Genomic DNA, 12,102 nt, shown 5'->3' on the forward strand with positions numbered 1-12,102 from the left:
CCCTTCCCAAGGAGCTTTCCCCATGAACCTTCGCCGCAACCTTCTTCTGGCCAGCCTGGCCGCCGCAGCCTTCTGCACCACGGGTGCACAGGCCCAGGACAACGTCCTGCGTGTGGGCACCGATGCCACTTTCCCGCCCATGGAGTTTGTCGAGAACGGCAAACGCACAGGCTTTGATGTCGAGCTGGTGGAGGCCATTGCCAAGACCATGGGCAAGCAGGTCGAGTGGGTGGACATCGACTTCAAGGGCCTGATTCCCGGCCTGATTTCCAAGCGTTTTGACATGGCGGTGTCGGCCATCTACATCACCGACGAGCGCAAGAAGGTGGTGGACTTCACCGACTCCTACTACGCCGGCGGCCTGGTGGTGATGGTGAAGGCCGACAACAAGGCCATCAACAAGCTGGCCGACCTGGACGGCAAGAAGGTCAGCGTGCAGGTGGGCACCAAGTCGGTGTCGTACCTGACCGAAAAATTCCCCAAGGTGCAGCGCGTGGAGGTCGAGAAGAACCAGGAGATGTTCAACCTGGTGGACATCGGCCGCGCCGACGCCGCCGTGACCGGCAAGCCCGCCGCGTTCCAGTATGTGCGCACCCGCCCGGGTCTGCGCGTGCTCGACGAGCAGCTCACCACCGAGGAATACGGCATGGCCCTGCGCAAGGACACGCCGGAGCTGACGAAGGCCGTCAACGGTGCCATCACCAAGCTCAAGGCCGACGGCACCTATGCGGCCATCGTCAAGAAGTGGTTCAGCAACAGCGCTGCCAAGTAAGCCACTGACCCACTGACCGTTGCCGAACTGAGCCATGGAACTCGATTTTTCTCCTGTCTGGGCCGGGTTGCCCCAATTGCTGGCGGGCGCGCTGGTCACTGTGGAAATCACGGCCGCCTCGCTGCTGCTGGGCTGCGCCATGGGCCTGCTGGTGGGCATTGGCCGCCTGAACCCCAAGCGCCGCGTGGTCTACGCCCTGTGCACTGCCTACGTGGCCGCGATACGCGGCACGCCGCTGCTGGTGCAGCTGTTCATCCTGTTCTTTGGCCTGCCTCAGTTTGGCATCCTCCTGCCTGCCTTCGTGTGTGGCGTGATCGGCCTGGGCATCTACTCGGGCGCCTATGTGTCCGAGGTGGTGCGCGGCGCCATCCAGTCCATCGACAAGGGGCAGATGGAGGCCGCGCGTTCCATCGGCATGTCGTCGGGCCTGGCCATGCGCACGGTGGTGCTGCCACAGGCCGTGGTGCGCATGATTCCGCCGCTGGGCAATGAGTTCATCGCGCTCATCAAGAACTCGGCGCTGGTGTCGCTGCTCACCATCCACGACCTGATGCACGAAGGGCAGAAGATCATCAGTGTGTCGTACCGCTCGCTGGAGGTGTACCTGGCGATTGCGGTGGTGTATTTCATCCTCACGGGTGTCACTTCGTTGGTGCTGCGCCGCATGGAGCTGCGCCTGCGTGCCGGGGGGATGGTGCAATGAAGAAAAATTCTGTGATGACCGGAGCAAGCCCGTCCGCCGAGCCCATCGTGCGCATCCGCGGGCTGCGCAAGGCGTTTGGCAACCATGTGGTGCTGAACGGCATCGACTTTGATGTGCTGCCGTCGCAGGTGGTGGTGGTCATCGGGCCCAGCGGCTCGGGCAAGAGCACTTTTTTGCGCTGCTGCAACGGGCTGGAGCAGCCCGAAGGCGGAACGGTCGAGATTTGTGGCCGCACACTGGTGCAGGACGGCCGCATGCTGCCCGACCATGACCTCAACGCGCTGCGCGAGGAGGTGGGCATGGTGTTCCAGTCGTTCAACCTGTTCCCGCATCTGTCGGTGCTTGACAACGTGACGCTGGGCCCACGCAAGCTGCACGGCCTGTCGCGCAAGGAGGCCGAGGAGCGTGCCCAGGCCCTGCTGGCCAAGGTGGGCCTGGCGCACAAAGCCACGGCCATGCCCGCCAGCTTGTCGGGCGGACAGAAGCAGCGTGTGGCCATTGCCCGCGCGCTGGCCATGGAGCCGCGCGTGATGCTGTTCGACGAGCCCACCTCAGCGCTGGACCCCGAGCTGGTGGGCGAGGTGCTGCAGGTCATGAAGCTGCTGGCCAGCGAAGGCATGACCATGATGGTGGTCACGCACGAAATGGACTTTGCACGCGAGGTGGGCGATGTGGTCGTGGTGATGGACGGCGGCGGCATCATTGAGGCCGGTGAACCTGCCACCATCTTCACCAACCCGACGCAGGAGCGCACGCGCTCTTTCCTGCAAGCCGTGCTCACGCGCGCCTGAGGCCTGAGGCTGGGAGCGGCGTGGTGCACCATGGTCAATAACAATCAAGGAGACAACCCCGATGCCCCAGCCTTCATCTGCTTTGGACACACCCTTGCAAGCACGCTTTCAGCAGCGCTTGCAGGAGCGCCTGACCGCAGACGACATCGCGCGTTTTGACCGCGACGGCGCCATCTGCATCAAGCAGTTGCTCACGCGCGATGAGGTGGCACTGCTGCGCGATGGCATCGATGCCAACCTGGCCGCACCCAGCCCGCGTGCAAAGGTGGCCAGCAGGCCTGACGACCCGGGCCGCTTCTTCGAGGACTTCTGCAACTGGCAGGACATCCCGCAGTTTGGCCGCTTTGTGCACGAGACACCGCTGGCGCTGGCTGCGCAGCGCCTGATGCAGTCGCGCACCGTGCGGCTGTACCACGACCATGTGCTGGTCAAGGAGCCGGGAACCCGCCAGCGCACGCCCTGGCACCAGGACCAGCCCTACTACAACATCGACGGCCAGCAGAACATCAGCATGTGGATACCGGTGGACCCGGTGTCGCGTGCGGCTACGCTGGAGTTTGTGGCGGGCTCGCACAAGGGCCCATGGCTCATGCCGCGCACCTTCATGGACAACCAGGCGAAGTGGTTCCCCGAAGGCAGCCTGCAGGACCTGCCCAATGTTGAGGCCGACCGTGCTGCATTCCCCATCGTGGGCTGGGAGATCGAGCCCGGTGACGTGGTGTGTTTTCACATGCTCACGCTGCATGCGGCGGGTGGGGTAGAGGGCACTAACCGCCGCCGCGTGTTTTCGGTGCGCTTTCTGGGCGACGACACGCGCCATGCGCCCCGGCCGTGGAAGACCTCGCCCGAGTTCCCGGGCCTGGCCGATGAGCTGCCTGCCGGGGCTGAGATGGACCATCCGCTGTTCCCGCTGCTGGTGACGGGCGCGGGGCAGACTGCCGCAACATCCTGATTGATGAACACGACGACAACGACAACGACACCGATGGCAATGCACTTTTTTGACCTGGCCACCACGCCCAGCATGCCCTGGAAAAACGGCGGCGGCAGCACGCAGGAGCTGGCCTGCTGGCCCCCCGGCGCGGACATGAACAGCTTTGAGTGGCGCGTGAGCCTGGCCACGGTGGACCGGCCCGGGCCGTTCTCGGTCTTCCCGGCCATTGATCGCCAGATCATGCTGCTGGGCGGTGACGGCCTGCACCTGCGCAGCACTGGCTGGGAGCACCGGCTGGAGCAGCGCTGGCAACCGTTTGCGTTCTCGGGCGATGACGCGGTGGATGACGCCATGCTGGGCGGCACCTCCAAGGACTTCAACCTGATGCAACGGCGGGGCCTGTGGCACGGGCCGCTGCAGGTGGTGGGCGATGCGCAGTCTCCGGGCGACACGCCCGCAGGCCTGTGCCTGGTGCTGCAGGGCGATTGGCAATGGGTGGCGCAGGGCGCCGGGCCGCGTGCGTTGGCGGCAGGGCAGGGCTTTTGGTGGGCGGGTGAGGGCGGTGCGACGCCGGGCCAACTGGAGCCGCTGCATGCGGGGGCCGACGCCGATGCGCCCGCACTGGTCTGGATCGCCTTGCAGCGCGGTGTAGCCCCTAAAGTTTGAATAAAAATGGCCGCCACCGCTTGATGGATAAGAGTTGGTAGCTATTATTTATATAGCATTCAACACGGAGCCCACGGGTGGGCAGGCAGATGCAACACAACGACAACCCCAGTCACCCCAATGGATGGGCCGCCAGCCAGAACGCCGATGGCGTGTGGCAGAACCTGAAACCCGCGCCCGGCCTGTGGGTGGCCGATGTGCCCGTGCCCGAGGGCCAGCCCGCCTGCGTGGTGGTGCAGCAAGGCCAGATGGCCTGGGTGGGGCCCGAGGCGCAGTTGCCTGCCGCCTACCAGGCATTGCCGCGCCATGATGCGCGGGGCGCGCTCGCCACCCCCGGGCTGGTGGACTGCCACACGCACCTGGTCTATGGTGGCCAGCGTGCCAACGAATTCGCCATGCGCCTGGCCGGTGCCACCTATGAAGAAGTGGCCAAGGCGGGTGGGGGCATCGTCTCGTCGGTGAAGGCCACGCGCGTTGCCACCGAAGACGAACTCTTTGACCAGGCTGCGCCGCGCCTGCAGGCCCTGATGGCCGAAGGCGTATGCGCCGTCGAGATCAAGTCCGGCTACGGCCTGGCCTTGGAGCACGAACGCAAGCAATTGCGCGTGGCCCGCCGTCTGGGCGAGGCGTTTGGCGTGACGGTGCGCACCACCTTTTTGGGCGCACACGCGCTGCCGCCCGAGTACGCAGGCCGTAGCCAAGACTATGTCGATCTAGTCTGCAAGGAGATGCTGCCCGCGCTGGCCGCCGAGGGCCTGGTGGATGCGGTGGATGTGTTCTGCGAACGCATCGCCTTCACGCTGGCCGAAACCGAACAGGTCTTCCAGGCTGCGCAAAAGCTGGGCATTCCCGTCAAGCTGCATGCCGAGCAGCTGTCGGACATGGGCGGCTCGGCGCTGGCAGCACGCTACGGCGCGCTGTCATGCGACCACATCGAGCACCTTTCGGCCGACGGCATCGCTGCCATGAAGGCCGCAGGCACCGTGGCCGTGCTGCTGCCCGGTGCCTACTACACGCTGCGCGACACGCACCTGCCGCCCATCGCGCAGCTGCGCGCAGCGGGCGTGCCCATGGCCGTCTCCACCGACCACAACCCCGGAACCTCGCCCGCGCTCAGCCTGCTGCTGATGGCCAACATGGCCTGCACGCTGTTCCGCCTGACGGTGCCCGAGGCGCTGGCTGGTATCACCACCCATGCCGCGCGCGCGCTGGGCTTGCAAGATTCCCACGGCCTCATCGCATCTGGCAGGCCCGCCAATTTTGTGCTGTGGCCTGTGGGCGAGGCGGCCGAGCTGGCCTACTGGCTGGGCCAAAAGCCCGACTGCACCATCGTGCGGCAAGGGCGTATTGCAAGGGCAAGGAGTGAGGCATGAGCATGGCTGTGTCGGAACTGCGCTTGGGCCCCATGCCCGGGCGCCAGCAAGGGCAGGGGGCGCCCGTGCTGCTGGTGCACGGTGCGTTGGCCGATGCGCGGATGTGGTCGGCCCACCAGATCCATCTGGCTGCGCGCTGGAACACACTGGCCGTCACGCTGCGCTACTTTGGTACGGAGACTTGGCCCGACGATGGCCCGCCCTTTGGGCTGGCCACGCATCTGGACGACCTCGTGCAGGCCATCGACGCATGGGGCCAGGGCCCGGTGCATCTGGTGGCCTGGTCGTATTCAGCACATGCCGCTTTGTACATGGCGCGGCACCACGCCACGCGGCTGCGCAGCGTGTTCGTGTACGAGCCAGGCTTTCCTACCTATCTGCAGGAGCCGGAAGCGCTGGCACGCTTTCAGGCCGATGCACAGCTCATGTACGGCCCGTTGGCCGAGGCCGTGTTGCGGAGTGATTTGGCCGCTGCTACCCGCATCCTCATGGATGCCTCGGGCCAGTCGCCGGGGTACTTTGACCGCCAGCCTGCAGAGCGGCGCGCCGTGCAACTGGACAACGCGCACACGCTGCCGCGCATCATGTCGCAGACGCCGCCGCTGCCGCTGTCTGCCACCGACCTGGCGGCCATCACGCTGCCTGTGTGTATTGCCCAGGGCGGTGACACACGCCCCGTCTTTGGCGAAGTCGCCAGCGCTGCGGCGCGTGCCGTGCCGCAGGTGCGCCATCTGGTGGTGCCTCAGGCCACCCATATGTGGCCTGACGAGGCGCCGCAGGCTTTTTGCGAAGCACTGGAAGCCTTCTGGCGCAGCGCCTACCCTTCTGGAGCGTGATCAATGAATGAGCTGTTTGCCCCGAACGCCCTGCTGCCCACCGGCTGGGCGCGCAATGTACTGCTGCAATGGGATGAGGCTGGGCGCCTTTGCACCGTCGCACCGGATGCCGTTGTGCCACAGGGCACTCCCGTGGCCCCAGGGCCTGTGCTGCCTGGTATGCCCAACCTGCATTCGCACGCCTTCCAGCGCGCGTTTGCGGGCCTCACCGAGTACAGGGGGGAAAGTCAGGACAGCTTCTGGAGCTGGCGCAACCTGATGTACCGCTTTGCCGCACGCATCACGCCCGAGTCTCTGGAGGCCATCGCCACCTGGCTGTATGTGGAGATGCTGGAGGCAGGCTACACGTCGGTGTGCGAGTTCCATTACGTGCACCACGACCAGGATGGCACACCGTATGCCGACGATGCCACGCTGTCGCAGGCATTGCTGCGCGCAGCGCGCAACGCGGGCATGGGCATCACGCTGCTGCCGGTGCTGTACCAGACCAGCGGGTTTGGCGCCAAGCCGCCGCGTGCAGACCAGGCCCGGTTCATCCGCAGCACGGATAACATGCTCTCATTATTGGAGCGGCTCACGCCCGCTGCACAGGCGCAAGGGGCTGTTTTGGGTCTTGCACCGCACTCGCTGCGTGCGGTGCCGCCCGACAGCCTGGCCGCTGCTGTGCAGGGCCTCACGGCGCTCAGCCCCGAGGCCCCTATCCACATCCACATTGCTGAGCAGACGCAGGAGGTGGATGACTGCATTGCCTGGAGCGGCCAGCGCCCTGTGCAGTGGCTGCTGGAGCACGCGCTGGTGGATGAGCGCTGGTGCCTGGTGCATGCCACGCACATGACGCCGCAGGAATACGCCGATGCTGCCCGCACGGGTGCTGTGGCTGGCATCTGCCCCACCACGGAAGCCAACCTGGGCGACGGCATCTTCGACATGCCGCTGTGGCTGCAGCACGGCGGCCGTTGGGGCGTGGGCTCTGACAGCCATGCCTGCGTGAACGCGGCCGAGGAACTGCTGATGCTCGAATACGGCCAGCGCCTGTCGCTGCGCCAGCGCAATGTGCTGGCCAATGCAGCGCAGCCCGAGGTTGCGACGGCCATGACCTTGCAGGCCGTTGCAGGCGGGTCGCAGGCCGCAGGGCGCGCCATTGGCGGCATCGCGGTGGGGCAGCAGGCCGACCTGGTGGCGCTCGATGCGCAGCATGTGGCGCTGCGCGATCTGCCCGCGCACAGCATGCTGTCGGCCCATGTGTTTGGCAGCCACCGCACCTCCGCCATTGACAGTGTGTGGGTGGCGGGCCAGCGGCGCATCGCTGCTGGACGGCACGCACTGCACGGTGATGCTGCCCATGCGTTTGTGACCGCGCGTTCCGCCACCATCGCGCCAGATTGAACCCATACCTTTGGATTTGTGATGACTGATACCTCTCCACCACCTTATGTTCTCTACCCCGGTACCGCACCGCTGCTGGTGTCCATGCCCCACGCGGGCACCTACGTGCCCCCGGCGCTGGCGGCGCGCTTTACCGACGAGGCCCGCCAGGTGCCCGACACCGACTGGCACATGGAGCGACTGTATGCGTTTGCCAAAGACCTGGGGGCTTCCATCCTCGTAGCCACGCATTCGCGGTATGTGGTCGATCTGAACCGCCCGCCCGACGGCACCAGCCTGTACCCCGGCCAGAGCGTCACCGGCCTGTGCCCGGTCGATACCTTTGATGACACGCCCATCTACGCCCAAGGGGATGTGCCGGATGATGCAGAGGTGGCGGCGCGGCGCCAGGCGGTGTGGGTGCCATACCACGCACAACTGCGTGCCGAGCTGGACCGCATCAGGGCCCGGCATGGCGTGGCGGTGCTATGGGATGCGCATTCCATCCGCTCGGTACTGCCACGCTTTTTTGAGGGCAAGCTGCCCGACCTGAACCTGGGCACGGCCGATGGCGAAAGCTGCAACCCCGCCCTGGCGCAAGAACTGCTGTCGATTGCACAACAAGCCACTGGCTACACCGCCGTACTCAACGGCCGTTTCAAGGGCGGGCACATCACACGCCACTACGGCCAGCCAGAGCAAGGCGTGCATGCCATCCAGCTGGAAATGACACAGTGCAGCTACATGCAGGAGGCCTTGCCATTTGACTATCTGCCTGAGGTTGCGGCGCGCGTCCAGCCCCATCTGCAGCGCATGTTGACTGCGGCACTGGCCTTCGCCACGTCAGCATCAAAGGCTTGAGCTTGCTCAAGCTTGTGAGCTAGCCCTCTCACTGTTGATGGGGGTTCGGTGCTACCATGGGTCAGCGGTCCACATCTGGCCGCTGAGAGGGCTCCCTGTTGGCCCACTCAAGCGGAAGGAGCCGCACCCCATGGATCCAACCGCCTATTACTACATGCCCCATTTCAAGCCTGGCGCTTCCGTCCAGTGGAAGCAGCAGCGCGAAACAGTCAGCCATGTGGTCATCCGCCGCAATGCGCTGATGATCTATCTGGTGGGCAACGACACTGCCGTGCACCCCGACACCCTGCAACTGGCCCCCACCGCGTTTCAGCTGACGCGCGTCCCGGACCGGATCTGACGGGCTGGTGCACAGGGCAGGGTGCTTACCACCCTTTGCCTGTCGCAAGGCTGCGGTCGCTCAGACCGCCCCGCGCTGTGCCATGGCCTCGCCCAGCTGAATCGCCCGCATCGGAGCCCACTGCGGGTTGAATTGCAATGGCCCCTGGGGAAACAACATCACCACCGTGGAGCCGAGCAGGAAGCGGCCCATTTCTTCACCCTGCTGCAGGCTGACCTGACCTTTGGCGTAGTCCCACTGCCGCAGCGTGCCCGTGCGTGGCGGGTTGACCTGCCCGTGCCACACGGTGGCCATGCTGCCCACGATGGTGGCGCCCACCAGCACCAGCACAAAGGGCCCCTGGGCCGACTCAAAAAAGCACACCACGCGTTCATTGCGCGCGAACAGGCCGGGCACACCTCGTGCCGTGGTCGGGTTCACCGAAAACAGATCGCCCGGCACATGCACCATGCGCGTCAGCTCGCCCGCGCAGGGCATGTGGATGCGGTGGTAGTCGCGCGGGCTGAGGTACAGCGTGGCGAAGTGGCCGTTGTCAAAACGGGCTGCTGCTTCCGCATCGCCGCCCACCAACGCGGTGGTGGAGTAGGTGTGCCCCTTGGCCTGGAAAATCTGGTCCTTCGCGATGGGACCAAACTGGCTGATGGCGCCGTCCACCGGGCAGATCAGGTCTGCCGCCGCCAGCGGGCGGGCCCCGGGTTTCAACGCACGCGTGAAGAAGTCGTTGAACGATGCGTAGCTGGTGATGTCGGGGTTGGCGGCCTCGGCCATGTTGACGTTATAGCGGGCCACAAAGTGGCGGATCACCGAGGTGGTCAGTCCGCCCAACTGGGCCGACGCAAATTTTCCAGCCAGGGTGGTCAGTGCCTGCTTGGGCAGGAGGTATTGCGGCAGAACTGCCAGGCGATCGGACACGGGCGAACCCCTCGAAGACGAAAGCGGACGATTCTATCGGCGGGGCGCCATCGGCCGCATTCTTATACCCCGAGGTACTGGTCTAGCAGTTGCGGCTGCGCGTGCAATGCGTCGGAGCTGCCCTCGAACACCACCTGGCCCTTGACCAGGATGATGTTGCGGTCGGTGATCTGCGTGACGTGTTTCCAGTTCTTGTCCACGATGACGCTGCTGATGCCGCTGTCCTTGATGAGGCTGCAGATGCGCCAGATCTCGCGGGCGATCAGCGGGGCCAGGCCTTCGGTGGCCTCGTCGAGGATGAGTACGTCGGGGTTGGTCATCAGCGCGCGGCCAATGGTCAGCATCTGTTGCTCGCCCCCGCTGAGCTGCTGGCCGCCGTGGCCGAGGCGCTCCTTCAGGCGCGGGAAGGTCTCCAGCACACGCTCGTAGGTCCAATCGCGCTGGCCGCGTGTGCCGGCGCGCGCGGCCATCTGCAGGTTCTCGACCACGCTCAGGTTGCCAAAAATGCCACGGCCTTCCGGCACGTACGCGATGCCCAGGCGCGCCACCTCATAGGGTGGCTTGCCCGTCATATCGCGGCCCGCCACGGCCACGCTGCCAGAGCGGGGCTTGATCAGGCCCATCAGGGACTTGAGCAGGGTGCTCTTGCCCATGCCGTTGCGGCCCATGAGGCCGATGGTTTCGCCCTGGCCCACGGTGAAATCAATGCCGTGCAGGATGTGGCTGCTGCCGTAGAAGGTGTGGATGCCCTTGGCATCGATCCATGGAGTGGTCATCTCAGTGGTCCTCTCCGAGGTAGGCCGCCTGCACGGTGGCATCGGCGCGCACCTCGGGCGGTGTGCCATGCGCAATCACCTCGCCGTTGACCATCACCGTGAGACGGTCAGCCAGCGCAAACACGGCATCCATATCGTGCTCCACCAGCATGATGGCGTGGGCGGGTTTGAGGCGCTGCAGCAGCTCGACCATGCGTTCCGCTTCGGCCACGCCCATGCCCGCCAGGGGCTCGTCGAGCAGCAGCACCTGGGGCTCCGTGGCCAAGGTCATGGCGATCTCCAACTGGCGCTGCTCGCCGTGGCTCATGGCGCCGGCAATCGCCATGCGCCGGTCTTTCAAGCCAGAAAGCTCGATAGCGCTTTCCAGGCGGGCGTTGGTAGCGCTGTTTTTGATAGTGTTTGCACGTGTGTCCTGCCACCAGCGCAGCGGGTTCCAGGGCTGCTGCGCATCGCGCGACTGCGCGGCCAGGCGCACGTTTTCATGCACTGTGAGCGGCAAAAAGATGTTGGTTTTTTGGTAGCTGCGCCCCAGGCCCTGGCGCGAGATGCGTTCGGGCGCCCAGCCGGTCACATCGGTGCTGCCAAGTTGCACTTGGCCCGCGCTCGGTGGAAGGTCGCCCGAGAGCAGGTTGGTCAGTGTGGACTTGCCCGCGCCGTTGGGGCCGATCACGGCATGGATCTGACCACGCCACAGGTCCAACGATACGCCGTTGACAGCGGCCAGGCCTCCGAAGCGTTTGGTGAGCTGGCGGGCCGAGAGCAGAGCATCAGCCATGGTGAGAATCCTCCTGCGCCTTGGCGGCCCGGCGCTGCCCCAGCATGCCCAGCAGCCCACGCGGCGCTGCCACCACCACCAGCACGATAAAACCGCCCATCAGCAGCTGCCAGTGTTTGGTGATGTCCTTGAACACATGCAGCAGGTACTCGAACGCGAACGCTCCCACGATGGCTCCCGCAAAATTGCCCATACCGCCCAGGATGATCATCATGATGGCGTGCGCGCTCATGTGAAAGCCCATCAGCTCAGGGTTTACGTAGCCCGTCTGTGCGCCCCACAGGTAGCCCGCCAGGCCTGCCAGCGCACCCGCCACGGTGAACGCGGTGAGTTTGTAGCCGCGCGTGCCAAAACCCATGGCGCGCATGCGGTGCTCGTTGATGCGGATGCCCGAAAGTGCGCGGCCCAGTGGGCTCCAGAGCAGGCGGCGCAGCAGTACATAGACGATGACCACCAGCGCCAGCGTGAAGTAGTAGAAGGTCTTGCGGCCTTCGAGGTCAAAAGGCAGCCAGCCAAAGATGGAGGCGTCGGGCCGGAAATTGATGTACAGCCCGTCCGAGCCGCCCAGCACCTTGTTGTCGAAGAACAGGTAGAACACCATCTGCGCGAACGCCATCGTGACCATGATGAAGTAGATGCCGTGGGTGCGGACCACAAAGAAGCCGATGACCAGCGCCACCAGCCCGGCACCGGCAACGGCCAGCGGCAGCGACCACCACAGGCTCACCGGCGTATCGGCGGGCGTGAGAAAGGCCAGCGCGTAGCCCGCCACGCCAAAGTAGGCGGCATGGCCCAGCGACACCAGGCCGGTCACGCCCTGCAGCAGATCCAGGCTCATTGCGAAGATGGCCATGATCATCATGCGTGTGACCATCTGCACGTAGAAATCACTGCCGACGACCGGGAACAGCAGCAGCGCAGCCAGCCCCAGTGCCAGGGCGAATTGCACGCTGCGCGGCAGCACTTCGATATGGGCGCGGGGGGTACTCATAGGGGGG

14 protein-coding genes are annotated in these 12,102 nt (G+C 65.4%); 10 read left to right on the forward strand and 4 right to left on the reverse strand.

Features of this window, described 5'->3' with window-relative positions; translation table 11 throughout:
• Positions 1-22 precede the first annotated feature (22 nt).
• From C8C93_RS05185 to C8C93_RS05230, 10 genes are all read left to right on the forward strand, one after another.
• A complete protein-coding gene (locus C8C93_RS05185) occupies positions 23-772 on the forward strand; it encodes a glutamine ABC transporter substrate-binding protein (RefSeq protein WP_121506131.1) in 750 nt (249 codons plus the stop codon).
• A gap of 34 nt (positions 773-806) precedes the next feature.
• Complete coding sequence (locus C8C93_RS05190) at positions 807-1,475, forward strand: amino acid ABC transporter permease (RefSeq protein ID WP_121506132.1); 669 nt, start codon at positions 807-809, stop codon at positions 1,473-1,475.
• Positions 1,472-2,266 (forward strand): amino acid ABC transporter ATP-binding protein, encoded by a 795-nt coding sequence (locus C8C93_RS05195; protein ID WP_305000485.1) that lies wholly within the window; start codon positions 1,472-1,474, stop codon positions 2,264-2,266. Before C8C93_RS05190 ends, C8C93_RS05195 begins: the two co-directional genes overlap by 4 nt.
• 61 nt (positions 2,267-2,327) lie before the next feature.
• Positions 2,328-3,218 (forward strand): phytanoyl-CoA dioxygenase family protein, encoded by an 891-nt coding sequence (locus C8C93_RS05200; protein WP_121506133.1) that lies wholly within the window; start codon positions 2,328-2,330, stop codon positions 3,216-3,218.
• Between the two features lie 39 nt (positions 3,219-3,257).
• Positions 3,258-3,866 carry a HutD family protein gene (locus tag C8C93_RS05205; protein WP_121506134.1) on the forward strand — a complete coding sequence of 203 codons (609 nt, stop codon included), beginning with the start codon at positions 3,258-3,260 and terminating at the stop codon, positions 3,864-3,866.
• Positions 3,867-3,955: 89 nt separating this feature from the next.
• Entirely contained in the window at positions 3,956-5,239 is a 1,284-nt protein-coding gene (gene hutI / locus C8C93_RS05210; protein ID WP_121506135.1) for an imidazolonepropionase, read from the forward strand.
• The gene (locus tag C8C93_RS05215; RefSeq protein ID WP_121506136.1) at positions 5,236-6,075 is read left to right on the forward strand and encodes an alpha/beta fold hydrolase; all 840 of its coding nucleotides are present in this window, start codon (positions 5,236-5,238) and stop codon (positions 6,073-6,075) included. The genes hutI and C8C93_RS05215 overlap by 4 nt, the downstream gene beginning before the upstream one ends.
• A gap of 3 nt (positions 6,076-6,078) precedes the next feature.
• Positions 6,079-7,461 carry a formimidoylglutamate deiminase gene (locus C8C93_RS05220; RefSeq protein ID WP_121506137.1) on the forward strand — a complete coding sequence of 461 codons (1,383 nt, stop codon included), beginning with the start codon at positions 6,079-6,081 and terminating at the stop codon, positions 7,459-7,461.
• A gap of 21 nt (positions 7,462-7,482) precedes the next feature.
• A complete protein-coding gene (gene hutG, locus C8C93_RS05225) occupies positions 7,483-8,301 on the forward strand; it encodes an N-formylglutamate deformylase (protein WP_121506138.1) in 819 nt (272 codons plus the stop codon).
• Between the two features lie 130 nt (positions 8,302-8,431).
• Entirely contained in the window at positions 8,432-8,641 is a 210-nt protein-coding gene (locus C8C93_RS05230) for a hypothetical protein (protein ID WP_055394068.1), read from the forward strand.
• Positions 8,642-8,701: 60 nt separating this feature from the next.
• On the opposite strand, the gene asd is transcribed toward C8C93_RS05230, so the two are convergent.
• The 4 genes from asd to C8C93_RS05250 form a co-directional block, all read right to left on the reverse strand.
• Positions 8,702-9,553, reverse strand: coding sequence for an archaetidylserine decarboxylase (gene asd, locus C8C93_RS05235; protein WP_121506139.1), 852 nt, complete (start codon positions 9,551-9,553; stop codon positions 8,702-8,704).
• Between the two features lie 62 nt (positions 9,554-9,615).
• Positions 9,616-10,329, reverse strand: a complete 714-nt coding sequence (locus tag C8C93_RS05240) for an ABC transporter ATP-binding protein (protein WP_055394064.1) — start codon at positions 10,327-10,329, stop codon at positions 9,616-9,618.
• Between the two features lies 1 nt (position 10,330).
• On the reverse strand, positions 10,331-11,104 hold the full coding sequence (locus C8C93_RS05245; RefSeq protein ID WP_055394062.1) for an ABC transporter ATP-binding protein: 774 nt from the start codon (positions 11,102-11,104) through the stop codon (positions 10,331-10,333).
• A complete protein-coding gene (locus C8C93_RS05250; RefSeq protein ID WP_121506140.1) occupies positions 11,097-12,095 on the reverse strand; it encodes a branched-chain amino acid ABC transporter permease in 999 nt (332 codons plus the stop codon). The genes C8C93_RS05245 and C8C93_RS05250 overlap by 8 nt, the downstream gene beginning before the upstream one ends.
• Positions 12,096-12,102: the final 7 nt, after the last annotated feature.

This window comes from Acidovorax sp. 93, from assembly GCF_003633835.1.
Lineage (GTDB): Bacteria > Pseudomonadota > Gammaproteobacteria > Burkholderiales > Burkholderiaceae_C > Acidovorax > Acidovorax facilis.